At 74.6% G+C, this 22,729-nt stretch carries 22 protein-coding genes; 8 read left to right on the top strand and 14 right to left on the bottom strand.

All coding sequences use genetic code 11. The features are described from left to right. The first annotated feature begins 141 nt into the window (after positions 1–141). Positions 142–1,140 carry a multicopper oxidase domain-containing protein gene (locus tag LIX60_RS29120; protein ID WP_227962164.1) on the top strand — a complete coding sequence of 333 codons (999 nt, stop codon included), beginning with the start codon at positions 142–144 and terminating at the stop codon, positions 1,138–1,140. Positions 1,141–1,218: 78 nt separating this feature from the next. Here LIX60_RS29120 and LIX60_RS29115 read toward each other — a convergent pair whose 3' ends face one another. From LIX60_RS29115 to LIX60_RS29085, 7 genes are all read right to left on the bottom strand, one after another. After that, on the bottom strand, positions 1,219–2,523 hold the full coding sequence (locus tag LIX60_RS29115; RefSeq protein ID WP_227962162.1) for a cytochrome P450: 1,305 nt from the start codon (positions 2,521–2,523) through the stop codon (positions 1,219–1,221). Continuing rightward, positions 2,520–3,755 (bottom strand): cytochrome P450, encoded by a 1,236-nt coding sequence (locus tag LIX60_RS29110; RefSeq protein WP_227962160.1) that lies wholly within the window; start codon positions 3,753–3,755, stop codon positions 2,520–2,522. The genes LIX60_RS29115 and LIX60_RS29110 overlap by 4 nt, the downstream gene beginning before the upstream one ends. Further along, complete coding sequence (locus LIX60_RS29105) at positions 3,752–4,345, bottom strand: ATP/GTP-binding protein (protein ID WP_125623820.1); 594 nt, start codon at positions 4,343–4,345, stop codon at positions 3,752–3,754. Before LIX60_RS29105 ends, LIX60_RS29110 begins: the two co-directional genes overlap by 4 nt. Then, positions 4,326–4,652 (bottom strand): DUF742 domain-containing protein, encoded by a 327-nt coding sequence (locus tag LIX60_RS29100; protein WP_095758239.1) that lies wholly within the window; start codon positions 4,650–4,652, stop codon positions 4,326–4,328. The genes LIX60_RS29105 and LIX60_RS29100 overlap by 20 nt, the downstream gene beginning before the upstream one ends. Positions 4,653–4,678: 26 nt before the next feature. Further along, on the bottom strand, positions 4,679–5,125 hold the full coding sequence (locus LIX60_RS29095; protein WP_227962159.1) for a roadblock/LC7 domain-containing protein: 447 nt from the start codon (positions 5,123–5,125) through the stop codon (positions 4,679–4,681). Beyond that, entirely contained in the window at positions 5,118–6,566 is a 1,449-nt protein-coding gene (locus LIX60_RS29090; protein WP_227962157.1) for an ATP-binding protein, read from the bottom strand. The genes LIX60_RS29095 and LIX60_RS29090 overlap by 8 nt, the downstream gene beginning before the upstream one ends. A gap of 396 nt (positions 6,567–6,962) precedes the next feature. Further along, positions 6,963–8,261, bottom strand: coding sequence for an XdhC/CoxI family protein (locus LIX60_RS29085; RefSeq protein ID WP_227962156.1), 1,299 nt, complete (start codon positions 8,259–8,261; stop codon positions 6,963–6,965). Positions 8,262–8,328: 67 nt separating this feature from the next. Here LIX60_RS29085 and LIX60_RS29080 point away from each other — a divergent pair, with 67 nt between their 5' ends. The 5 genes from LIX60_RS29080 to LIX60_RS29060 all read left to right on the top strand — a co-directional run bounded on the left by LIX60_RS29080 (position 8,329) and on the right by LIX60_RS29060 (position 13,898). After that, positions 8,329–8,997 (top strand): 2Fe-2S iron-sulfur cluster-binding protein, encoded by a 669-nt coding sequence (locus tag LIX60_RS29080; protein WP_227962155.1) that lies wholly within the window; start codon positions 8,329–8,331, stop codon positions 8,995–8,997. Beyond that, entirely contained in the window at positions 8,994–10,022 is a 1,029-nt protein-coding gene (locus LIX60_RS29075; RefSeq protein WP_227962154.1) for a xanthine dehydrogenase family protein subunit M, read from the top strand. The genes LIX60_RS29080 and LIX60_RS29075 overlap by 4 nt, the downstream gene beginning before the upstream one ends. Beyond that, on the top strand, positions 10,019–12,301 hold the full coding sequence (locus LIX60_RS29070; protein ID WP_227962153.1) for a xanthine dehydrogenase family protein molybdopterin-binding subunit: 2,283 nt from the start codon (positions 10,019–10,021) through the stop codon (positions 12,299–12,301). Before LIX60_RS29075 ends, LIX60_RS29070 begins: the two co-directional genes overlap by 4 nt. 243 nt (positions 12,302–12,544) lie before the next feature. Further along, a complete protein-coding gene (locus LIX60_RS29065; RefSeq protein WP_227962152.1) occupies positions 12,545–13,156 on the top strand; it encodes a TetR/AcrR family transcriptional regulator in 612 nt (203 codons plus the stop codon). Between the two features lie 124 nt (positions 13,157–13,280). Then, positions 13,281–13,898 carry a dihydrofolate reductase family protein gene (locus LIX60_RS29060; protein ID WP_227962150.1) on the top strand — a complete coding sequence of 206 codons (618 nt, stop codon included), beginning with the start codon at positions 13,281–13,283 and terminating at the stop codon, positions 13,896–13,898. A 31-nt stretch (positions 13,899–13,929) separates the two neighbouring features. Here LIX60_RS29060 and LIX60_RS29055 read toward each other — a convergent pair whose 3' ends face one another. The 3 genes from LIX60_RS29055 to LIX60_RS29045 all read right to left on the bottom strand — a co-directional run bounded on the left by LIX60_RS29055 (position 13,930) and on the right by LIX60_RS29045 (position 16,416). Further along, a complete protein-coding gene (locus tag LIX60_RS29055) occupies positions 13,930–14,538 on the bottom strand; it encodes a hypothetical protein (RefSeq protein ID WP_227962141.1) in 609 nt (202 codons plus the stop codon). A 178-nt stretch (positions 14,539–14,716) separates the two neighbouring features. Continuing rightward, positions 14,717–15,130, bottom strand: a complete 414-nt coding sequence (locus LIX60_RS29050; protein ID WP_039821079.1) for a four-helix bundle copper-binding protein — start codon at positions 15,128–15,130, stop codon at positions 14,717–14,719. Positions 15,131–15,276: 146 nt separating this feature from the next. Continuing rightward, positions 15,277–16,416 (bottom strand): FAD-dependent monooxygenase, encoded by a 1,140-nt coding sequence (locus LIX60_RS29045; RefSeq protein ID WP_227962140.1) that lies wholly within the window; start codon positions 16,414–16,416, stop codon positions 15,277–15,279. A gap of 278 nt (positions 16,417–16,694) precedes the next feature. Here LIX60_RS29045 and LIX60_RS29040 point away from each other — a divergent pair, with 278 nt between their 5' ends. Continuing rightward, complete coding sequence (locus LIX60_RS29040) at positions 16,695–17,099, top strand: ChaB family protein (protein ID WP_227962139.1); 405 nt, start codon at positions 16,695–16,697, stop codon at positions 17,097–17,099. Positions 17,100–17,156: 57 nt separating this feature from the next. On the opposite strand, the gene LIX60_RS29035 is transcribed toward LIX60_RS29040, so the two are convergent. The 3 genes from LIX60_RS29035 to LIX60_RS29025 all read right to left on the bottom strand — a co-directional run bounded on the left by LIX60_RS29035 (position 17,157) and on the right by LIX60_RS29025 (position 20,640). After that, positions 17,157–17,852 (bottom strand): transcriptional regulator, encoded by a 696-nt coding sequence (locus LIX60_RS29035; RefSeq protein ID WP_308101919.1) that lies wholly within the window; start codon positions 17,850–17,852, stop codon positions 17,157–17,159. Between the two features lie 273 nt (positions 17,853–18,125). Next, the gene (locus tag LIX60_RS29030; RefSeq protein WP_374117937.1) at positions 18,126–19,502 is read right to left on the bottom strand and encodes a histidinol-phosphate transaminase; all 1,377 of its coding nucleotides are present in this window, start codon (positions 19,500–19,502) and stop codon (positions 18,126–18,128) included. Positions 19,503–19,623: 121 nt separating this feature from the next. Continuing rightward, positions 19,624–20,640 (bottom strand): lytic polysaccharide monooxygenase, encoded by a 1,017-nt coding sequence (locus tag LIX60_RS29025; RefSeq protein WP_227962134.1) that lies wholly within the window; start codon positions 20,638–20,640, stop codon positions 19,624–19,626. Positions 20,641–20,849: 209 nt separating this feature from the next. Here LIX60_RS29025 and LIX60_RS29020 point away from each other — a divergent pair, with 209 nt between their 5' ends. Next, the gene (locus LIX60_RS29020; RefSeq protein WP_227962132.1) at positions 20,850–21,731 is read left to right on the top strand and encodes an SDR family oxidoreductase; all 882 of its coding nucleotides are present in this window, start codon (positions 20,850–20,852) and stop codon (positions 21,729–21,731) included. A 113-nt stretch (positions 21,732–21,844) separates the two neighbouring features. On the opposite strand, the gene LIX60_RS29015 is transcribed toward LIX60_RS29020, so the two are convergent. Beyond that, positions 21,845–22,720 (bottom strand): universal stress protein, encoded by an 876-nt coding sequence (locus tag LIX60_RS29015; RefSeq protein ID WP_227962131.1) that lies wholly within the window; start codon positions 22,718–22,720, stop codon positions 21,845–21,847. Between the last annotated feature and the right edge of the window lie 9 nt (positions 22,721–22,729).

Raw genomic sequence — 22,729 nt, 5'->3', positions numbered from 1 at the left:
GATGCCGTCCCAGCCCTCGGAACACCGGGGCCGGACGGTCCTTCCCGGACGGACGCGACGACCACCGGACGAACCCCGGACGACCCGCAGACGACCGCAGACGACCCGGGGGCGACGGCCCGCGGGGGAATGGGAGACCAGATGACCGAGGCAGGCGGCCCCACGGCGCGGCGCTTCTTCTCACGGCGGTCGTTCACCGGCGGCGTCGCCGCGGCCGCGCTGGCCGCCCCGGCGGCCCTCACCCCCACCGCGGCCGCGGCCGCGCAGCCGGGCAGGCCGGCGTTACGGAACGCGGCCACCGCGAAGGCCGGCGGCGAGGTCCGTCATCTGACCCTCTACGCGGAGAACCTCCCCGGCGGGCGGCTGGGCTACGGCCTCAAGCCGGGCAAGGCGACGGTTCCCGGCCCGCTGCTGGAGATGACCGAGGGCGACACCCTGCACATCGAGCTGGTGAACCTGGCGGACGTCACCCTCAGCCTCCACCCGCACGGCGTGGACTACGCGTTCGGCAGCGACGGCTCCCCGCTGAGCAGAAGCACCGTGGCGCCGGGCGAGCGGCGCACGTACACCTGGCGCACCCATGAACCCGGCCGCCGCGCGGACGGCACCTGGAACCCGGGCAGCGCCGGCTACTGGCACTACCACGACCACGCGGTCGGCACCGTCCACGGCACGGCCGGCATCCGCAAGGGCCTCTACGGCCCGCTGATCGTGCGCCGCGCGGGGGACGTCCTGCCGGACAAGCAGTTCACCATCGTCTTCAACGACATGACGGTCAACAACCGCGCCGCCGACGACCCGTACGACATCACCGCGAAGATCGGCGAGCGGGTCGAGTTCGTCTCGATCACGCACGGCGAGTACTACCACACGTTCCATCTGCACGGGCACCGCTGGGCCGACAACCGCACGGGGCTGCTCACCGGCCCCGACGACCACACCCCCGTCATCGACAACAAGATCACGGGCCCGGCGGACTCCTTCGGCTTCCAGGTGATCGCGGGCGAGGGCGTGGGCGCCGGGGCGTGGATGTACCACTGCCACGTCCAGAGCCACGCGGACATGGGGATGGCGGGACTCTTCCTGGTGACGGAGGAGGACGGCTCGATCCCCGGCCACGATCCGGGGCACGGGCACTGACCGGCCCCCGGCCCCCGGCGGAACCGGGAACCGGGGGCCGGGGCGCGGAGGGCGCGGAGGGCGAACCGGCGGGCGGGTTCAGCCCGCGGCGGCCTCCGGAGCCGGATCCCCGGCTCCGCGCAGGCGGACCGGGAGTTCCCGGTAGTCGTTGCCGATGAAGGAGGGCTGCGGACGCAGGTCCCCCGGCTCGCAGGCGAGGCTCAGCCCGGGGAAGCGCTCGAAGAGGGCGGGCAGGGCGATCCGGCCCTCCAGCCGGGCCAGGGGCGCGCCGAGGCAGAAGTGGACGCCGTGGCCGAAGGCCAGGTGCTGCTTGTCCTCGCGGTCGATGTCGAACGCGTCCCGCCGGTCGTGGAGTTCCGGGTCGCGGCCGTGGGCGCCGAACGCGATGAGGACGAGGTCGCCGGCGCGGAGGGTGACGCCCTCGCCGAGGTCGATGTCCGCGGTGGCGTAGCGCAGCGGCAGATGCATGATCGGGGGGTGCAGGCGCAGGCTCTCCTCGATCACGTCGTCCCAGCGTCCGGGATCGGCGAGCACGGTGGCGAGCTGGTCGGGGTGGGTGAGCATCGCCTCGACGGCGTGGTCGATGAGGGAGACGGCGGTCTCGCTGCCGGCGCCGATCATCAGGATCAGGGTGGAGACCAGCTCCTCCTCGCTGAGCTGGTCGCCGTCCTCCTCGTGGGCCGCGAGGAGGAGGCCGGTCATGTCCTCGGCGGGCCCGTTGCGCTTGGCGGCGATGAGGTGGTGCATCGCGGCGAACAGGTCGCGGCGGGTGGCCATGGCCTGCTCGGCGGTGGCGCTGGTGTCGAGCACGGCGTCGATGACGCGGAGCATCTCGGGGCGCTGCCCGGCGGGCACACCGAACAGGTCGCAGATCACGCGGGTGGGCACCGGGTAGGAGAAGCGGGCGCGGAGGTCCACCACGGTGTCCCCGCCGGGGGCCGCCGCCTCCAGTTCGTCGAGGAGGCCGGTGACGACGGCCTCGACCGCCGGGCGCATGGCCTCGATCCGGCGCGGGGTGAACGCCTTGCCGACGAGGGAGCGGAGCCGTTTGTGGTCGTCGCCGTCGCTGGTGAACATGGAGACGACGTCCACCCAGGAGGTCAGCCACGGATGGGAGCCGGGCCGGTACCCGGGCCAGCTCTTGCGGGCGTCCTTGGATATGTGCGGGTGGGTCAGCAGCTGCTTGGCCACCTCCCCGCGGGTCACGGACCAGGCGGTGAGGTCGCCGGGCAGCCGGACCCGGGTGGCGGGCCCGGCCTCGCGGAGGCCGTCGGTCTGGGCGTAGAGCCGGCTGCCGCTGGTGTCGAGGGTGACGGGGGCGGACGCGGCGGGGCCGGCGGACGCGGCGCCGTCGGGCGGGGTGCTGACGGGGGTGCTGGTCACGCGGTACCTCCTGAGGACGTGGCGGCAGGCAGCGGTACGTCTTCCGGCTGCGGCCGGAAGGTGACGTGCATCGAGGCGGGGCACTGGTGGAACGGCCCGTGCCGGTTGGGCACGGGGCCCTCGGCCAGCTCCAGGTCCCAGAGCCGGTCGAGGACGGTCTCGATGGCGGTCCGCGCGACGACCGTGGCCTGGCCGGTGGCCGGGCAGCGGTGCGGTCCGGCGGACCATGCCAGGTGGGAGCGGTTCTCGTAGCCGAGGCCGGCGAGGGCCGGGTCCGTGTTGGCGGCGGCGTGGCTGATGAGGATGGGCACGCCCGGCGGGATCGGCACCCCGTGCAGCTGGGTGGGGTACCGGGCGAAGTGCGCCGAGAAGTTGGCCATGGGCGAGTGGGTCCACAGCGCCTTCTCCAGGGCGCGGCCGACGGTGACGGCGCCACCGGTGAGGTCACCGGCGTAGCGGTCGTCGCTGAGCAGGAGCCGCAGGCCGTGGGCGATCCAGGCGGCGGTGGGGATGGTGCCCGCGCCGACGGCCACGACGAGCTGGTGCAGGATCTCGTCGTCGGTGAGGCCGCTGGGGTGGGCGAGCAGCCAGGAGGTGAAGTCCTGCCCCGGGCGGGCCTTCTTGAGCTCCCGGAGTTCCGCCAGGCAGGCGGCCAGGTCGGCCGCGGCGGGGCCCGCCTCCGGGCCGGCGTTGATCATGCCCTGGCAGGCGGTGACCATCCGGTTGGAGAACTCCGGCGGGCAGCCGAGGAGGTCGGCGAAGACCAGCAGCGGCACCATGTCCGCGAACCCGGTCATCAGGTCCGCCCGCCCGTCCGGGGCGAAGCGGGCCACCAGCGCGGCGGAGTGGGCTCGGGTGGTCTCCCGGAGCTGGTGCGGGCTGATCCGGGCGAGGCAGTCGTCCATGGCCCGGCGGAGGCGTTCGTGGCGCTCCCCGTCCGCGTAGAGCAGGCTGGGGCGCCAGGCCATCAGGGCGAGGACGGGGCTGTCCGGCGGGACCTGCCCCTGCTGCAGGGCCGCCCAGGCGCGGGAGTCCTTGGCGTAGGTCTCGGTGTCGTTGAGCAGGTCGATCGCGGCGCGGTGGCCGGTGACGACCAGGGCGTGCACCCCGTCGGCGATCTCCGCCCAGGCGACCGGCGCGGTCTCCCGCAGGGCGGCGTAGGCGTCCTGCGGGCGGGCCGCGAAGTCCTCGCCGTGCAGCACGGGGCAGCGGGGGGTTGCGGACCGGTTCATCGGGCGGGCTCCAGGCTGGGGCGGCGGAGGATCTGGGTGACCAGGGAGATGAGGCCCTGCTTGGCGGAGTCGCGGAGGCGGGCGTCCAGCCGGACCAGCGGCGTGTCCTCGTCCATGCTCAGGGCGTCGCGCAGTTCGGCGTCGCTGTACACCGGGGCGCCGTCGAACTCGTTGACGGCGACGGTGTAGGGCAGTCCGGTGTCCTCCAGCAGGTCGATGGAGTCGAAGCTCTGGTCGAGCCGCCGGGTGTCGGCCAGCACGAGTCCGCCGAGTGCGCCCTCCATCAGCGAGCGCACCATGGACTGGAAGCGGGGCTGGCCGGGGGCGCCGAAGAGGTAGAGGACGATGTCCTCGGTGAGGGTGAGCCGGCCGAAGTCCATGGCGACGGTGGTGGTGTCCTTGCCCTCCATCCCCCGCAGGTCGTCCACGAGTTCACCGGCCCGGGTCATCCGCTCCTCGGTGCGCATCGGCCGGATCTCCGACACCGAGCCGACGTAGGTGGTCTTGCCGACGGCGAAGGGCCCGAGAACGATGATCTTCACCGACCGGGCACCGGCGGGCAGATAGCGGTCAGAGCGCGTGGAGTGCATCCAGGATCCTCTCCAGCAGTGCCATGTCGTGCTGCTGAGCGGCGGGAACGGGTGAGCGGGCGACCAGGTGGCCGCTGTCCACCAGCCCGGAGACGATCACCTTGGTGACCGCGCCCGGGAGTTGCAGGTGGTGGCCGACCTCCGCCACGGAGAGCACTCCCGGCAGACAGAGGTCCATCACCCGGTGCGCGTGGGGGTTCAGACCGGTCAGGGGCATCTTGTGGTCGGCGATGAGCAGGGTCGCCTCGTCGAGGCTGGTACGGGAGGGGGTGGCGCGGCCGCCGGTGACGGTGTAGGACCGCACCATCCCCCGGCGGCGGTGCGCGGGCGGCGTCATGAGGTGCCGGCCGGGGCCGGCCGTTCCCGGGCTTCCAGCACCGGACGCAAGCCTCTGATCATCTTCATGGTGGCGGTGATGGCCACCGCCACCTCCTGGCTCATGGAGTCGCCCCGCACCGAGACGCCGACGCCGGTGCGCCGGCCGGCGGCGAAGACGAGGACGGTGTGGTCCTTCATGTCGCTGACGATGTGCCGCCACGTCAGCCGTCCGTCGCCGTCGCCGTCGGACTGGCCGCAGAAGCCGGAGAGGTCCTGGTTGAGCGCCTTCATGCCGGAGAAGGCGGCGCAGGCGCGCTCGGCGTCCTCCCGGGAGAGGCCGTCGGAGGCGGCCAGCAGCAGGCCGTCGGAGGTGAACAGCAGGACGTTCACGACCCCGCGCTCCTTGGCGAGTTCGTTGAGGGCCCAGGTCATGTCCACGGTGTCGGCGGTGTGCTCAGTCATCGGCGGGGGTTCCTCCGGTGTCGGGCGCGGCGTATCCGGCGCTGAGTGCGCGTCGCATCTGGTCGAAGCCGGCAGCGAGGGTGTCGGGGTCGGTGGTGTCGGAGGCCGCCTCCTGGGAGGGGCTCTCCGGGGTCCGGGTGCGGCCGCGGCGGCGCCGTTTCGGCAGGCCGGACTCGGTGGACAGCGGAGGCTCGGCGGGGATGCCCGGGTTGCCCGCGGGGCCGGGGGCGGGTGCCGGCGCCTCGTCGGCCGGCGGCGCGCCGCCGGTCCGGGGGTGTCCCGCGGTCTCCGGGCGGACGGCCGGCTCCGGGCGGACGGCCGGCTCCGGGCGGACGGCGGTCCCGGCGGCCGGGGTGTCCCGGCCGATGTGCACCGCTCCGGTGTCCTCCGGGGCGTCCCCCATCAGCGCGTTGGGCACCAGGATCACGGCCTTGACCCCGCCGCCCGCGGAGGGGGCGCCGACGTCGGCGCGGAACCCGTAGTCGCCGGCGAGGCGGCCCACGATCGCGAAGCCGAGCTGCCGCTCGTCGCGCAGGTTCGTGACGTCCATGACGGTGCTCCGGCGCAGCAGCCGCTCCGCCTCCTCCCGCTGGAAGACGTTCATGCCGAGGCCGGTGTCCTCGACGACGATGCTGAAGCCGCTCTGCACCTCCTGGACGTAGACCGTCACCCGGTCGCTGGAGTAGGAGGTGGCGTTGTTCAGCAGTTCGGTGAGGGCGACGGTGACGGGCTCCACCACCCGGCCTTCGACGAACAGCTCGGCGGTGCGCGGGAGATAGGTGAAGGAGACCCGGTCGTAGGCGTCGATGCGGCCCCGGGCGCTCTCGACGATCTCGCGGAACGTGCAGTTGGCGCGCTGGACGCCGGGCCAGGAGCCGGCGAGGATCCGCAGCCGCTGCAGGGTGTGCAGGGCGCGGGTCGCGAAGTGGTCGATGTCCGTGAGGCTCTGGTGGTAGGCGCCGGCCGACGGGTACTTGTCCAGCTCCTCGTCGATCTTCATCTGCAGCCGGACGAGGTAGGTCTGCGCCTCGTCGGCGATCCCCCGCACCCCGGCGCGCGCGTCCCGGCCGATGCTCTCCCGGGTGATCGCCACGGCCTCCCGCACGAGGTCTTCCGCCGCGCTGTACGCGGTGTCGACCGGGGTGCCCTTGAGGTCGGGCTCCAGCAGTCCGGGGACGACGACACCCGGATGGCCCCGTGCCTCGACGTCGACCACGGCGGGCAGCCGCCGTTCGACGAGGTGCCGGGCCTCCGACTCCGCCGCCCGGTTGGCGTACCGCTCCAGCTCGGCCCGCTGCCGCGCCCGTTCGCTCTGCTCTTCCACGGCGGCCTTGGCCTGTTTCAGACGGTGTGTGCCACGGGTCTGCAGCACCAGTGCCACCAGGGTGGCGGCCAGCCCGCCCCCCAGGAAGAGCTCCGGTAAGAGATGGGATTCGATCATGGACGTCCTTGAACTGGTGAACGAGACGGCGGACACGGAACCCCGGCGGCCGGAGACGGCGGCAGGTGCTCTGGCATGGCGGTCACGTTCCCCACGCTTCCCCTGCTCCCCGGTCCGGTTTTCGGAAGAAAAACGTCAACATTGCCCCCAAGAAGGCAAGTTGACGACGCTCCGAGGCAAAAGTGGACCTTCGGAGAGTCGGCGGCGCCGACCCTATCGAACGTCTGGACCCGGCCGGGAGGTAGCACCAAGATGTTGCCCGCGCACACACGGTCGTCACATGGTGTGCGAACGGATTCGGACCGGAACCCGTGGGTGTCCGGAACCCGTGGATGTCCGGAATTCGTGGGTGTCACGCGGCGGACGGCCGGGCCGCCCGGGCCGGCGGACCCCCGGTCAGCCCTCCGGCCCGGCCGCGGAAACGGGAGCCGGGACGGCCGGGGCCGCCGCGGGCACGGGGTCGGGTCCGGCGGCGTGGATGCTGCCCGTCAAGCCGGAGAGGCGACTGCCGGTGGCGCCCGTGCGGTCGGCGATGATCTCGGCGGCGATGCTCACGGCGGTCTCCTCCGGGGTGCGCGCACCCAGGTCGAGGCCGACGGGCGAGGCCAGCCGGGCGAGTTCGGACCCGGTGAGACCGGCCGCCCGCAGCCGGTCCAGGCGGTCCCGGTGGGTGCGGCGGGAGCCCATCGCGCCGACGTACGCCAGCGGCAGGCGGAGCGCGGTCTCGAGCACCGGGACGTCGAACTTGGGGTCGTGGGTGAGGACGCAGACGGCCGTGCGGGCGTCGACCCGCCCGGCCGCCGCCTCGGCGCGCAGATAGCGGTCCGGCCAGTCGACCACCACCTCGTCCGCCTCGGGGAAGCGGCGGCGGGTGGCGAAGACCGGGCGGGCGTCGCACACGGTGACGCGGTGGCCGAGAAAGGCCCCGATCCGGGACAGGGCGGCGGCGAAGTCGACCGCGCCGAAGACGATCAGCCGGGGAGGCGCGGCGTGGACGGCCACGAAGAGCCGCAGCTCCTCGCCGGGGCACCGCCCGTCGTACCCGTACCGCAGCGTGCCGCCGCGCCCGGCGGCGAGCATCGCGCGGACGTCGGCGGTGACGGCGGCGTCCAGCCCGGGGCTGCCGAGGGAGCCGGTCACGCGGCCGGGCCCGACCACCAGATGCCGGCCGAGGCGGCCCTCGGGGTCCGGGCCGTCTCCCGGGCTCGCGGCCGGACGCGCGGTGCCGCCGCCGGTGCCGCCTCCGGTGCTGGTGCCCGTGCCGGTGCCGGCGCCGCCACTGTCGTCGCCGACGGCGCGGTCCGCCGCCACGCAGGTCACCACGGCCACCGGCTCCCCCGCCCGGATCGCCTCGGCCGCCTCGCCGAGCTCTGGGAACGTCGTCCGGTCCACGCGCTCGACGAAGAGTTCGACGGTGCCGCCGCAGGTCAGCCCGATGGCGAAGGCGTCGTCGTCCGCGACTCCGTAGGACTGGAGCAGCGGCGGCGCCCCGGCCGCCACGTCCGACGCCAGCTCGTGGACCGCGGCCTCCACACACCCGCCCGACACACTGCCGACCGCCGCGCCCCCGGGGCCGACCAGCATGGTCGCGCCCGGCTGCCGGGGCGACGAGCGCCAGGTGGCCACGACGGTGGCCATCCCGACCGTCTCCCCGTCCCGCCACCAGCGCTCCAGGTCCTCCACCACATCCCGCACGGGCGATCTCCGATCCGTTTGGCCGCCTCACGACTCCCGCAATGTAAGAGGATGATACATTGCATGTATGAGCCTCTTACATACCGCCTCGACCAGCGAGATCACGCTGCGCGTCAACGGGGAGGAGCATCATCTGACCGTGGACAACCGTTCCACGCTGCTCGACACGCTGCGCGAACAACTGCGCCTGACCGGCGCCAAGAAGGGCTGCGACCACGGACAGTGCGGCGCCTGCACGGTTCTGGTGGACGGCGAGCGGGTCAACAGCTGCCTGACGCTCACCGTGACCGCCGAGGGCCGCGACATCGTCTCGATCGAAGGGGTGTCCGGTCTCGCCGGCGGAGCGGCGGCCGGCACGGAGACGCCGGAGACGGCGGCCGGGACCGCGGACGGCCTCCACCCCGTCCAGCGGGCCTTCCTCACCCACGACGGCCTCCAGTGCGGCTACTGCACCCCCGGCCAGATCTGCTCCGCGATCGGCGCCCTCGGCGAGGCCGCCCGCGGCTGGCCCAGCCGGGTGACCGAGGACCTGGTGGCGGGCGTGACCGGCACCACCGGGCTGACGCCCGATGAGGTCCGCGAGCGCATGAGCGGCAACCTCTGCCGCTGCGGCGCCCATCCGGGCATCGTGGCCGCCGTCCTGGAGGCCGCGGGGGCGGACCCCGGCGAGCACGGCCCCGCCGCACCGGCCGGATCCGCCGGATCCGCCGTGCCGTCCGGGAGGAGCCCGCGATGAAGGAGTTCGCCTACGTACGGGCATCCGACGCCGACGAGGCCGCGGCCCTGGTGGCCGACCGGCCCGACGCCGTCTATCTGGGCGGCGGCACCAATCTCGTCGATCTGATGAAGCTCGGCGTCGCCCGGCCCGGCCTCGTCGTCGACGTCTCCCGGCTGCCCTACGACCGCGTCGAACACCGCTCCGACGGCTCCGTGCTGATCGGCGGGGCGGTGCGCAACAGCGTCCTGGCCGGGGACGCGGGCATCCGGTGGCGCTTCCCGCTGCTGTCGCAGGCGCTGCTCGCGGGCGCCTCCGGGCAGCTGCGGACGGCCGCCACGGTGGCCGGGAACCTGCTGCAGCGCACCCGGTGCGGCTACTTCCAGGACGTCACCAAGCCGTGCAACAAGCGGGAGCCCGGCTCCGGTTGCCCGGCGGCCGCGGGCGCGCACCGCGAGACGGCGGTCCTCGGCACCTCCGAGCACTGCGTGGCGAGCCATCCCTCCGACATGGCGGTGGCGCTGGCCGCGCTCGACGCGACCGTCCATCTGCGCTCCCCCGGCGGCGCGGAGCGCACGGTGCCGGTGGAGGAGCTGTATCTGCCACCGGGCCGGACCCCGCACCGGGAGACCGTGCTGGCGCCCGGCGAGCTGATCACCGCCGTGGAACTGCCCGCCCCGCCGCCCGGCGCCCTGATGCGCTACCGCAAGGTGCGCGACCGCTGGTCGTACGCCTTCGCCCTGGTGAGCGTGGGGGTCTCGGTGCGGCAGGCGGACGACGGGACGCTGGACCGGGTGGCGATCGCCCTCGGCGGCGTGGCCCCGCGGCCCTGGCGCGCGAGGGCGGCCGAGGAACGGCTGCTCGGGCACCGCCCGGAGGACGCGCTGCTGCGCGCCGCCGCCGGAGCCGAACTCACGGACGCCCGCCCGCTGCCCGGCAACGCCTTCAAACTCGGCCTGATCACCGATCTGGTCGCGGCCACGGTGCGCGATCTCGTCACCGGCGCGGATCCCGCCGCCGGCGGCCACGGGGAGGAGCAGTCATGAGGACGGACACCGCCGCCGGGACCGGGACCGCCGGGACCGGCACCACCGCACCGGCCGGAACACCGGCCGTCGGCGCACGGACGACCACACCGGCCGCACCGGCCGCACCCCGCGCGGACCGCGCCCCGGCGGCGCACGCCCCGGCGATCGGCTCCCCCCTGGTGCGGGTGGACGGCCTGGACAAGGTCACCGGCGCGGCCCGGTACGCCTACGAGTTCCCGGTGTCCGGCGCCGCGTACGTCTGGCCGGTCGGAGCCACCGTCGGCCGGGGCCGGGTCACCGGCGTCGACGCGGAGGCGGCGCTCGCCGTCCCCGGAGCCCTGGCGGTGCTCGACCACACCAACGCGCCCCGGCTGCGCGCGGACTTCGCCGATTCCGGGGAGCTCCTGGGCGCGGGCGGCCACATGCTCGTCCTGCAGTCCCCCGAGGTGGCGCACCACGGCCAGATCGTGGCGGCGGCCGTGGCGGAGACCCTGGAGGCGGCGCGGGAGGCCGCGGCGGCGGTGGCCGTGACCTACGAGCGGGAGCCGCACCACGTGGTGCTCCGGGAGGACGACGACGGGCTGTACACACCCGAGGTCTCCACGAACGACGGCACCCCGGGGTTCGTGGAGCGCGGTGACCCGGACGGGGCGCTGGCCGCGGCGCCGGTCCGGGTCGAGGCCCGCTACACCACCCCCGCCCAGTTCCCCAGCCCGATGGAGCCGCACGCCACCATCGCCGCCTGGGACGGCGACGGGCGGCTGGTGCTGCACAACGCCGACCAGGCCCCGTTCATGAGTTCCCTGACGCTGGCGGCGCTGTTCGGGCTGGACCCGGGCGCGGTGGAGATCGTCTCCGAGCACGTGGGCGGCGGTTTCGGCTCCAAGGGCTCTCCGCGGGCCGCTGTGGTGCTGGCGGCCCTGGCCGCGCGGGCGGTCGGACGGCCGGTGAAGATCGCCGTTCCCCGGCGCCAGATGCCCTCGCTGACGGGCTACCGGACGCCGACGATCCAGCGGGTGCGGCTCGGCGCCGGCCGCGACGGGCGGCTGACCGCCGTCGACCACGAGGCCGTGATCCAGAGTTCGCGGTCGACCGAGTTCGTCGAGCAGGTCGTCTCCTCGACCCGGATGATGTACGCGGCGCCGCACGCCCGGGCGACGCTGCGGCTGGCCCGGCTGGACGTCATGACGCCCGTCTGGTTCCGCGCCCCCGGCCACACCCCGGGCATGTTCGCCCTGGAGTCGGCGATGGACGAACTGGCGTCCGAGCTGCGGATGGACCCGGTCGAACTGCGGATCGTCAACGAGCCGGAGACCGACCCGGAGAACGGGCTGCCGTTCAGCAGCCGCGGCCTGGTGGCGTGTCTGCGGGAGGGCGCGGCCCGCTTCGGCTGGGCGGACCGCGACCCGGCACCGGCGGCTCGCCGCGAGGGGCGCTGGCTGGTCGGCACCGGCGTCGCCGCCTCGCACCACCCGGACTACGTCTTCCCCTCGTCGGCGTTGGCCCGGGCCGAGGCCGACGGCACCTACCGGGTGCGGGTGGGCGCGGCCGACCTCGGCACGGGCGCCCGTACGGTGCTGACGCAGGTGGCGGCGGACGCCCTCGGGACCACGCCCGGCCGGGTCCGGCTGGAGATCGGCCGGGCCTCGATGGGCTCGTTGGCGTTCGCGGGCGGCTCGATGGGCACCGCGTCCTGGGGCTGGGCGGTGGACAAGGCGTGCCGGGCGCTGACGGCCGAACTGGCGGCGGCCGGTGGTGGTGTACCGCCGGGCGGGCTGGAGGTGCACGCCGACACGACGGAGGACATCGCGGGCCGGGCGGAGCTGTCCCGGCACTGCTTCGGCGCCCAGTTCGCGCAGGTGCGGGTCGACACGGACACCGGGGAGATCCGGGTGGACCGGTTGCTGGGCGTCTTCGCGGCCGGGCGGATCCTCAACCCCCTCACGGCGCGCTCGCAGCTGGTCGGCGGGATGCTGATGGGCCAGTCGATGGCGCTGCTGGAGGGCGCAGAGGTCGACCAGGAGTTCGGGGACTTCGCGAACCCGGACCTGGCCGGCTACCACATCGCGTCCCACGCGGACGTGCGCGGCATCGAGGCGGTCTTCCTGGACGAACGCGACGACCGGCTGAACCCGGTCGGCGGCAAGGGCATCGGGGAGCTCGGCATCGTCGGCGCGGCGGCGGCCGTCGCCAACGCCTTCCACCACGCGACCGGGAGCCGGGCCCGCGACCTGCCGATCCGCATTGAGGACGCGCGCCGGGCCCTCACGGCGGCGAGGGAAGCGGCGCGGGGATGAGCGGCGGAGCGGCGGCCCCGGCCCCGGCTCCGGCCCCGGCTCCGGCCCCGGCTCCGGCTCCGGCCCCGGCTCCGGTCCGGGGGTGCCGTTCCCCTTCCCGTGCCCGGGGTGCCGGCGGGCCGGGGCCGTCCTCGCGCGCCCCGGCCCGCCGGGCCGCCGGTACCGGCGGAATCACCGGGACCGCGGGAATCGGCGGCCTCACCCGGCGCGGCGCCCCCGGGGACTTTGAGTAGGCTCTACGGGATGGTGACCAGGGCGAAGGGACGGCGCGACACGTACCACCACGGCGATCTGAGCGCCGCGCTGGTCCGTGCCACGCTGGAGATCGTCGACGAGGCCGGGGTGCGCGGTTTCTCCGTGTCGGAGGCCGCGCGCCGCACCGGCGTCAGCCCGGGCGCCCCGTACCGCCACTTCGCCGACCGGGACGCGCTGCTGGCGGCCGCCGCGCTGGAGGTGTCGCGGCGGGTCAACGAGATGTACGTCGAGGCGGTCGCGGACATCGTCACCCCGGAGGACCGGCTCGCGGCGGTGGGCGAGGTCTACGTCCGCGCGGCCGCCCGTTTCCGGGGCGGCTTCGACATCCTCTTCCACGCCGATCTGCGCGCGGCTCACCCCGAACTCCGGGACAGCGGGCGGGCGTTCATCGACATGCTGCTGCCGGACGCGTTCGCGCTGGTCCCCGACGGCGGCCACGAGCTCGCCACCACGCTCCTGGAGGCCCTGGCCGCGCTGACCCGCGGCTATGCGGCCCTGCTGCTCAGCGGTCTCTTCGGCGAGCCGGGTGAGGCCGCCGAGAGGGTGGCCGCGCGGGCGACGACGACGGCGAGGGCGCTGGTCCGCGGCTTCTGCGGCTGATCGGCCCCGCGGCGCGGGGTACGCGTGCGAAGATCGCGGAGGTCCCGGCGACCGCGGGCCGCCCCGCCCGGCGCCCGGTCTCCGGAGCCGCCACCGCCGCCGGCCGATCGACGAAAGGTCCCCCGTGCGCAAGCTCGTCTACTACATCGCCTCCACCCTCGACGGTTTCATCGCGGGCCCGGACGGGGCCGACCCCACCGGCCCCGGCGGCTTCTGGCCGATCCCGGAGGACTACCTCGCCCACATCGTGGCCGAGTACCCGGAGACCCTGCCCGCCCCGGCGCGGGCCGCGCTGTCCGTCACGGGGGAGTCCAAGCGCTTCGACACCGTCATCGAGGGCCGGCGCACCTACGAGATCGGCCTCAAGGCGGACATCACCGACGCCTACCCGCACCTGCGGCACTTGGTCGTCACCCGCACCCTGAGCGAGAGCCCGGATCCGGCGGTCGAACTCGTATCCGGGGACCCGGTGGCGAAGGTCCGGGAGCTCAAGCGGGAGGACGGCGGGGACTCCGGTGACCGCAAGGACATCTGGCTGATCGGCGGCGGCGAACTGGCCGGGGCGCTCTACGGCGAGATCGACGAACTGATCGTCAAACTGAGCCCGCTGACCGTCGGCAACGGCATCCCCCTCTTCTCCCCCCGCGCCGCCTTCGACCCCCGCCGCTGGGACCTCACCGGCCACACGGTCCTGGGCAGTGGCGCGGCCTTCCTGACGTACGCGCGTACGACCGGCGCGTAGGGCCCGGCGGACCGGGGACGGACGGGACCCGTCACCCGGGCGCCGGCACCACCGTCGTGACCACCCGCACCAGGGCGGGCCTGCGCGGAGTGGAACCGAAACCGAACCGGACCGGGGGCGCGACCGGCGCCAGGGCGCCGAGGTCCTCACCGTCGAAACGGGCGGAGGCCCCGACGACGGGCAGCAGGTCCCGCGCCCCGTACCACTCGCGGCTCCCCCCGGCGGCGCTGCCCCTGGCCCGCACCCCGGGCAGCAGCCGGGCGGGGACGTCGGTCAGCGCCACCCAGGCGGGACGGGCGGCGAGCGGCGCGGGCACGCAGCGCAGCAGCCATCCGAGCGGACCGCGCCGCCCGGTGGTGAACCGCAGGCTCAGCGGCCGGGCGGTGACGTTCCACACCGCTCCGGCCGTGCCGACCGCCACCGGGGTGACCAGCACCCGGTCGAAGCGGTAGACACCGCCGACGAAGTCCGCGGTCTGCCGGGTGGGTGCGAGCAACAGCCGCTCCCCGTCCGGCCGTTCGACCATGACGTCACTGAACGGCCCGAACGGCGACCGGGGCCAGTGCCCCACCACCATGCGCGTCCCGGAGGCGGTCCCGACCCCCGCGATCCACCCGTCGAACCGCAGGGCAGCCTCCATCGAGCACCCTTCCCTTCAGCGTCCGTACAGACTGTGCCGCCCCCGGAGAACCACGGAAACACGGTGGCACGCCCCGGCCGGCACGGGAGTCGGCCGGGAGCGTGGTCCGGCCGCCCCCGCGGGGCCGCGTCGGGTGCGGCGGTCCCGCCGGGGAGCCGGGTCCGCGCGCAACGGCCGGTCAGCCGAGCGTGGCCAGGAGTGCGTTGCAGGCCTCCTCGCAGCGGCGGCAGGCCTCGGCGCAGACGCGGCAGTGCTCGTGCATGTCCGCGTGCCGGGCGCACTCGTCGCCGCAGGACTTGCAGACCGTGGCGCAGGCCTGGACGACGGCACGGGTGATGTTGGCGTCGTACTCGGTGTGGCGGGAGAGCACGCGGGCCGTGGTGTCGCAGACGTCGGCGCAGTCCGTGTTGGTCCGGATGCACTTGCGCAGCGACCCGGGGTCGTCCTCCGACAGGCAGGCGTCGGCGCACGCCGTACACGCCTGCATGCAGGCGAGGCATTCCTCGATGCAGCGTTCCATCGCCTCGCGGTCGACACCGCCCAGATCGGCCGGGTAGGTCCTCAGCATCTCCTTCACAGGGCTCACAGTCATGCCTCCGTCCGGGCCGGGGCCGGTGCCATTCCGCACTCACTCACCCGCGGCCTCCGCCACCGGTTAACACGGAACGCACCTGCCCAAACCCCCTGTGTGCCGATGTGTCGACGTACCGGTGTGCCGGCGAGGCGGCGGGGCGCCCGTTACGGCTCCTCGCTCAGGGCGGCCATGGTGCGGCCGATCAGGCCCGGGGCGTCCGCGGCTCGGTCGCCGCGCATCAGCCACTCCCCCAGCTGCACCGAGGCGTCCACGACCCTGCGCACGCGCGGCATCCGGCGCTCCCGGTAGGCCGTGAGCAGCGCGTCGAGGGAGGATGCCGCCGCATCGGGGCCGGTGAGGATACCGGCCAGGACGAAGACGTCCTCCAGGGACATCGCGGCGCCCTGGGCGAGGGTCGGCGGGCAGGCGTGGGCGGCGTCCCCGGCGAGGACGACGCGGCCCCGGTGCCACGGCCCCTCCACCAGCAGCCGGTGGAACCAGGTGTAGTGGACCCGTTCCGGGTCGGTGAGGTGCTCGCCGATCGTCTTCCAGACACCGCCGTAGCCGGCCGCGAGGGCCCGCATCTCCTCCGTGTGGCGCGCCGGGTCGAGGGCGGCCGGGTCGCGGGCCGGCTCGACGAGGTAGGCGTAGAGGGAGTCCTCGCCGGTGGGGCAGTAGCCGGCGATCCAGCACGGGCCGCCGTAGGTGAGGTCGGTGCGCCCGACGCCCTCGGGGCGGGGCGCCGTGGCCCGCCAGATGCCCATGCCGGTGGGCTGCGGGCGGTCCGGTATCCCGATCAGCTCGCGGGTCGGTGAGCGCAGACCGTCGGTGGCCACGACGAGGTCGTAGCGGCCGGAGCCGCCGTCGGCGAAGTGTACGGAGACGCCGTCCGGCTCCTGGTCGAGCGAGCTGACGGTGGTGCCGAGCCGGACCCGGGCGCCGGAGGCCCGGACGGCCTCCATCAGGACGCGCTGGAGCCGGGGGCGGCCGATGCCCAGGGTGGCGGGGAGGTCCTCGCCACCGGTGCGCAGGTCCCGCATCACCCGGAGCACCGTGCCGTCGGGGGCGGTCATCCCGAGGGTGTCGAAGGCGAAACCCCGGTCGCGCACCTGTTCCCACACGCCGATCTCGCGCAGCACGCGCAGGGCGTTGCCCTGGAGGGTGAGGCCGGAGCCCGTCCGGGCGTTCCAGTCTTCCGCGGCCTCGACCAGTTCCACCTCGATCCCGGCCCGGCGCAGCAGGACGGTGAGGCCGTTTCCGGCCGTGCCGCCGCCGATGACGAGAACGGATCCGACGGTGCTCATGGTGTGGAGTTCCTCCCCCGGGGGCCGGTGGTGAAGACCGCCGTGCGACGGCGTCCGGACCCGGCCGCGGGGCAACCGGGTCCGGTGATCAGAACAAGATCCCATATCCGCACCGCGGCCGGGACGGCGGGCGCCGGGCACCGGGCGCCGGGCATCAGGGGGCCGCTGCCGGGTACCCGGGAGGGATCCGGCCGGTGGCCGGCCGGACGAACCAAATGAACCGGATGGACCGGATAACGGAGACCGACGGAGACCGACGGAGAAGGCAGGTGGTCCCGGTGCCGGGACGCAAGGAACTCCCCTCGACCCTGGAGCGCTCCGACAAGAAGGCGCAGCGCACCTGGATCAAGGCGCACGACTCGGCCGTGGAGGAGTACGGCGAGGGCGAGCGTGCGCACCGGGTGGCGTTCGGCGCGCTCAAGCACATGTACGAGAAGGTGGGCGACCACTGGGAGCGCAAGGAGGGCGGCCGCAAGGGGCCGTCCGACCGGCGGGCGGCGCAGCCGCGGCCGCAGAGCGGGCCGACCGGCGAGGGCGTCGACGAGCAGGCGTCCAAGGCCCATCTGTACGAGCTGGCCCAGCGGATGGACATCGCCGGCCGGTCGAAGATGTCGCGGCAGGAACTGCTGGAGGCCGTGCGCAAGGAGAACCGCTCGCGGACCCGCGGGAGCCGGGAGGGATGAGCGGTCGCGGTGCGGCGGCCGGCCCGGCGTACGCGGGGCGGGCCGCCGCCGGCCCGTTCAGGTGCCGGCGCGGCTGCCGCCCCGGCGGGACTCCGCCGGGCGGCGGACGGCGGCCGGTTCGGCGAGCGTGTCCCAGAACATGAGTTCGTAGGTCTGCAGCAGCAGTCCGTAGTGGTGCACCGCCCGGCGCCCGAACGGCAGTCCGGCGTCCAGGCCGGACTGCACGGCGTCCAGTGCCTGTTCGGTGACCTCCGGCGCGGGGGTGGCGAAGAAGTCGACGAAGCCGCAGGCCGCGTCCGTGAAGCCGTAGTGGCGGCGCAGGCCGCGGCTCATCTCCGCGCAGTAGTTGCCCCAGGCCGCGAAGTTGGCGGTGAGGGCGATGACGGCCTCGACCGGCTCGGCGTTGAGCGCGAGCCAGGAGACGTACGCCGGGTAGGTCTGGCAGCCGGGCAGGGGCTCGTAGTCACGGACGGTGTCCGCGTCGAGGCCGCAGGCCGCCTCCAGGTCCGCGAGCCGGTCCAGGGCCAGCGTCTCGCCCTGCGCCAGGCCGGTGAAGAACGCCTCGACGGCGGGCTCGGCGGCGGCCCGGTCCGCCAGGTGGAGGAAGCTGCGGCGGTCGGAACCGATGATGTGCCGCTGTTCGAGGGCGAAGACCGCGAGCGCCTCCGGGGGCGCGGTGCCCTCCGCGACGCGGGCGACGAAGCGGTTGCCCCCGGAGTCCGGGGTGAGTTCCCGTACCGCTTCGTCCAACACCTCTCGCGCCGATAGCACCATCGCGCCGCCTCCCGGACCAGTCGTATCGCTGTGCCCCAACGTTCTCACGAACGCCGCCGCCGGGACCCGTCGGTGACGTGCCACCGGAGGCCCCGCCCCCGCCCGTTCGCCCCTCCTCCACCCGCCGTCCTCCACCCGGCCGCTCCGCCCCGCCCGCCCCGCCCCGGTTCCGTTTCCACCCGGCCCCGTCCGCTCCCCGGACCGGCCTCCCCGCGCGTGCCGGGGACCGGGCGGGGCACCGGGCCGGGAGGGTCAGGAGACCGCGGCCCCCACCGGCAGCGCCGCGAGCGCCTGATGCGGTGGCTGCTGCGCCGGTCGCGGCTGCTGCGCCGGCGGCGGCTGCTGTTGTTGCTGTTGTTGCTGCGGTGACGGCCGGGTGCCGTACAGACAGGTGCGCAGGGCCGCCACGAGTCTCTCGACGTCCGCGTACGGCCTGACGACCAGCCGGAGGAAGCGGCTGCTGCTGCCGAGCTTGTTGCCGCACTCGCGGACGTAGAGGCCGTGCTCGGTCAGCAGCCGGTCCCGCAGCGCGACCCCGTCCACCCCGTTCGGCAGCTTGACGAGCAGAAAGTTGCCCTGGGAGAGGAAGACCACCAGCTCCGGCAGCGCCGCCAGGGCCATGGCCATGTTGGCGCGGTCGCTCGCCAGCATGCTCAGGCTCTGCTGGTACTCGGCGCCGTACTCCTTGAGCATGAAGACCACGGTCTCGGCGAAGGCGTTGAGGTTCCACTTCGGCAGCGCGTTGCGGATGGTGGCCGCGAGGGCCGGGTTGGCGACGCAGTAGCCGAAGCGGATGCCGTGCAGGCCGAAGTTCTTGCCGAGGCTCTTGAGGACGACCACATTGGGCCGGATCGTGGCCTCTTCGGCGACGGACGGGGCGCGCTCGGCGTCGACGAAGTCGATGAACGACTCATCGATGACCACCAGGTCGAGATCGGCGAGTTCGTCCAGCAGCCAGACGATCTGGCTGCGGCGGAGATAGCCGCCGTCGGGGTTGTTGGGGTTGCACACCACGGCCACCCGGGAGCCGCGCCGCCGGATGAACCGCACGTACTCCTGGAGGTCGAGCGCGAAGTCCTGCTCCTCCCGCAGCGGGAACATATCCACCCGCTTGCCGGTCTCCAGCGGCTGGTCGGTCCAGCGGCCGAAGGTGGGGATCGGGACGGCCAGGCTCTCCTCGACCAGCAGGTGGTCGATCCAGGTGATCAGCTCGGTGGAGCCGTTGCCCATGGCGACGGTCTGCGGGTTGAGGCCGAGCACGGTGCAGAGTTCGGCGGTGACGGTGTCGGCGTCGCTCGGGTAGTACTTGAGGATCGTCTCCAGGGAGTCCCGCAGCCGCCCGAACATGTGCGGGGTCGGGAAGTACGGGTTGCAGGGGATGCAGAAGTCCACCCGCTGCTGTGTGCCGCCCGGCGCCTGCGGGGCCGCGCCGTTGCCGTACGGGGCCACCGGGTTCAGCGGGGTCGCCGGCGGCGGCGCGGGGGCCGCCACCCTCCCGGAGCCCTCGGCCTGCCGCACGGCCCCCGCCGCGCCGCCGGACGTGTCGTTCCCCGAGAGGCGGTTGAGCATGGCCCAGGACGGGCTGTGCGCGGTGCTGCGCAGCACGCCGGTATCGAGCGGTTGGGACACGGCGGGGAGCTCCTTGTCGGTTCGGTGCGCCGCGGACAAGTCCGCGGCGGCGGTGGATCGGCGGTGCCGGCGCCTGCCGGACCCCGGGGCGGATGCGGACCGTTCCGGGGCGGGGAGAAGGTCAGGAGCGCCGGCGGCGGAGGAGAAGCGTGACCACGACGGCGGCGCCGCCCGCGAGGAGCGCCGCGGCGCCCGCCGGCAGCAGCCAGGAGTCGGTGGCGGAGGAGGAGGCCACGGCCCGCGGGTCCGGCCGCGGGGTGTCCTCCCCGGCGTCCGCCGCCCCGCCCGCCACCCCCTCCGCCGGTTCGCCGTCGTCCGGAGCCTCCGGGGTTCCGGAGGCGTCCGGGCCGGCGGACTCCGCGGCCGGGGTCTTCGCGGGCGGGGTCTTCCCGGCCGGGCCGGGCGCCGCCTCGCCGCCGCGTTCGCCCCGGTCCCGGGCGGGCCGGTCCCGCGGGCCGTCGGCGTCCCCGGCACCGCCGCCCGCCGTCCCGGCCGGTACGAGGAGCAGGTCGGAGCAGGAGTAGTAGGTGTCCGAGGAGTCCGTGGTCCGCCAGACCGTGTAGAGCAGATGGCGTCCGGTCCGGTCGGCGGGGAGGCGGCCCCGGATGCGGTAGGAGCCGTCCGCGAGCTGCGGGCCGGTGACGGACGCGAACGGCTTGGAATCCAGATCGGACCAGGTCAGGGGGGACGACGGGTCGTATCCGGGCCGGGTCAGATACAGGTCGAAGGTGCCCGGGTGCGGGATCGTGCCCTCGTAGCCGAGGGTGAGCCGGGAGCCGGCGGACAGCTCCGTGACCGGCCAGTCGGTGCGCGGGGTGTCCAGGCCGCGGTGGGCGTCGAGGCCCGCGCTGCACAGCCGGCCGTCCGGGATGACCCGGCGTTCGCGCTCCCGGCCCCCGGTGTCCGCCCGCCGGAGGTTGTCCCAGGCGCCCAGCGGCTGCCCCTTGTTGGCGGCGACGGCGGCGCGGCAGGCGGCGGACCGCGCGTACGCGCCGCCCTCCGGCCCGCAGGCGGCGGCGCGGCTGAGCGGGCCGGTCGGCGCCCCGTGGGCGGCCGCCGGGGCCGCGGCCAGGGCGGGGAGCAGCAGAGCGGCGGCACCGGCGACTACGGCCGGCCCAGCCGTGCGATGCGCGGTCATGCGAGGGAACCTCCTCAGCCCGTGCGGCGGCCAGCCCGCCTGCTCCTCTCTTACGGGCGGGGGCGGCGGTGTGTTCAGCCGGAGGCATATTCCTCCGCGCCGCCGCCCCGCCGCGCACGCACCCTCCGTACGGGCGGTGCGGCGGTTTTCCCGGCGTGCGGCAGGGCACCCGATGCACACCCGCAAACGGAAGAATCAGGACGGCTTGGATGAACGACAACCAGCGGAATCCCGTGACACGGCACCCGCGGCCGGACTTCCCGCAGCAGGACCAGCCGCACCCCGGCCACACGGAGGAGATGCGGCCCGAGCCCGACCACGGCGAGTCGTCCTACCGGGGCAGCGGCAGGCTGGAGGGCCGCCGCACCCTCGTCACCGGCGGCGACTCGGGCATCGGACGGGCCGTGGCGCTGGCCTTCGCCCGCGAGGGCGCCGACGTCCTCTTCACCTATCTGGAGGAAGAGGAGAAGGACGCCCGGGAGACCGTCCGGCTCGTCGAGGACGCCGGGCGGCGGGCGGTCGCCGTCTCCTGCGACATCCGCGAGGAGGCCGAGTGCCGGGCGCTGGTGGACCGCGCGGTCCAGGAGTTCGGGCGGATCGACGTCCTGGTGAACAACGCGGCGTTCCAGATGGCGCAGCCGGAGAGCATCGAGGGCATCACCACCGAGCAGTTCGACCGGACGATGCGGACCAATCTGTACGGCATGTTCTGGCTGTCCAAGATGGCCCTGCCGCACATCCCCGAGGGCGGCAGCATCATCAACACCACGTCCGTACAGGCGTACAAGGCGAGCCCGCATCTGCTGGACTACGCGACCACCAAGGGCGCCATCGTCACCTTCACCCAGGGGCTGGCGCAGTACCTCGCCGACCGGGGCATCCGCGTCAACGCGGTGGCGCCCGGCCCGGTCTGGACCCCGCTGATCCCGGCGACGATGCCCGACACGGAGAAGTTCGGGAAGCAGGCACCGCTCGGGCGCCCCGCCCAGCCGGCGGAGATGGCACCGGCGTTCGTCTACCTCGCCTCGCAGGACGCGAGCTTCATCACGGCGGAGATCCTGAACGCGACGGGCGGCACCCCGCTGCCGTAGCGGCGCGGGCAGGCCCCCAGCGCAGAACGAGGACCGCGGGACCGCGGGAAAGGCGGGGAACGCGGGGGCGGGGAAGGGGCGCCGGCGCCACGGCCCGCGGCCCCGCCCCCGTCTCAGTCGTGGGCCACCACCGCGACGGGGCAGCCGGCGTGGTGCAGCGTCGCGTGGGCCACCGGACCCAGATGACGGCCGCGGCCCGGGGTCCCGCGGCGGCCGACGACCATGAGCCCGGCCCGGGCCGAGGCGCTCAGCAGCACCTCCGCCGCGGCACCGATGTCCACGTGCTCGACCACCTCCACCTCCGGGTACCGCTCCCGCCAGGGCTTCAGCGCGTCGTGGAGCAGCTTCTTCTCGTGCGCCTCGATGCCGCCGGACTCGTCGGCGAGCTTCATGGCCGCCGGGCTGTAGTTGAAGACCGTGGGCAGGCTCCAGGCCCGTACGGCGCGGAGCCGCATGCCGTGGGCCGCCGCGTGGGCGAAGGCGAACGCGAAGACCGGTTCACCGCCGGCCGTGAGCTGGTGCAGGCCGGCCACGACCTCGTCCCGTCGCCGCTCCGGCCGGTCGCTCTCGTCCTCGGCCGCCCGCACCATGACCACCGGGCCGCCGGCCCGGCCCAGCACCTGGAGGCCGACCGAGCCCAGCAGGAAGCCGAGCAGGGGGCCGTAGCCGCGGGTGCCGAGGACGAGCATCTCGGCGTCCTCGCTCCGCTCCAGCAGGGCCGCGACGGCGGGCGCCGGGGGCTGTTCGACGGTGAGGTCCAGATCCGGGTACCGCTCCTCCAGCCCGGCCGCGGCCTCGTGCAGCATCCGCCGCGCCGCCTCCCGCTGGGTCTCCTCGTCCCGGGTGACGGGCAGGTCGACCGGTTCCCAGCTCCAGGCGTGCACCAGGGTCATCGGCAGCTCCCGCCGGAGTGCCTCCCGGGCCGCCCAGTCGGCGGCCGCGAAACTGGCCCGGGTGCCGTCCAGACCGGCGACGACGGGTCGGGGCATGGGAGTTAC

Source organism: Streptomyces sp. S07_1.15, assembly GCF_020739505.1.
Lineage (GTDB): Bacteria > Actinomycetota > Actinomycetes > Streptomycetales > Streptomycetaceae > Streptomyces > Streptomyces xinghaiensis.
This window is presented reverse-complemented; position numbering and strand designations above follow the sequence as displayed.

Bases quoted from the DNA above. Each gene is read 5' to 3' on its own strand.
- LIX60_RS29090 (WP_227962157.1), bottom strand. From the start codon at position 6,566: ATGATCGAATCCCATCTCTTACCGGAGCTCTTCCTGGGGGGCGGGCTG.
- LIX60_RS29015 (WP_227962131.1), bottom strand. From the start codon at position 22,720: ATGCCCCGACCCGTCGTCGCCGGTCTGGACGGCACCCGGGCCAGTTTC.
- LIX60_RS29025 (WP_227962134.1), bottom strand. From the start codon at position 20,640: ATGACCGCGCATCGCACGGCTGGGCCGGCCGTAGTCGCCGGTGCCGCC.
- LIX60_RS29080 (WP_227962155.1), top strand. From the start codon at position 8,329: ATGAGCCTCTTACATACCGCCTCGACCAGCGAGATCACGCTGCGCGTC.
- LIX60_RS29050 (WP_039821079.1), bottom strand. From the start codon at position 15,130: ATGACTGTGAGCCCTGTGAAGGAGATGCTGAGGACCTACCCGGCCGAT.
- LIX60_RS29070 (WP_227962153.1), top strand. From the start codon at position 10,019: ATGAGGACGGACACCGCCGCCGGGACCGGGACCGCCGGGACCGGCACC.
- LIX60_RS29065 (WP_227962152.1), top strand. From the start codon at position 12,545: ATGGTGACCAGGGCGAAGGGACGGCGCGACACGTACCACCACGGCGAT.
- LIX60_RS29020 (WP_227962132.1), top strand. From the start codon at position 20,850: ATGAACGACAACCAGCGGAATCCCGTGACACGGCACCCGCGGCCGGAC.
- LIX60_RS29095 (WP_227962159.1), bottom strand. From the start codon at position 5,125: ATGACTGAGCACACCGCCGACACCGTGGACATGACCTGGGCCCTCAAC.
- LIX60_RS29100 (WP_095758239.1), bottom strand. From the start codon at position 4,652: ATGGTGCGGTCCTACACCGTCACCGGCGGCCGCGCCACCCCCTCCCGT.
- LIX60_RS29105 (WP_125623820.1), bottom strand. From the start codon at position 4,345: ATGCACTCCACGCGCTCTGACCGCTATCTGCCCGCCGGTGCCCGGTCG.
- LIX60_RS29075 (WP_227962154.1), top strand. From the start codon at position 8,994: ATGAAGGAGTTCGCCTACGTACGGGCATCCGACGCCGACGAGGCCGCG.
- LIX60_RS29120 (WP_227962164.1), top strand. From the start codon at position 142: ATGACCGAGGCAGGCGGCCCCACGGCGCGGCGCTTCTTCTCACGGCGG.
- LIX60_RS29045 (WP_227962140.1), bottom strand. From the start codon at position 16,416: ATGAGCACCGTCGGATCCGTTCTCGTCATCGGCGGCGGCACGGCCGGA.
- LIX60_RS29055 (WP_227962141.1), bottom strand. From the start codon at position 14,538: ATGGAGGCTGCCCTGCGGTTCGACGGGTGGATCGCGGGGGTCGGGACC.
- LIX60_RS29110 (WP_227962160.1), bottom strand. From the start codon at position 3,755: ATGAACCGGTCCGCAACCCCCCGCTGCCCCGTGCTGCACGGCGAGGAC.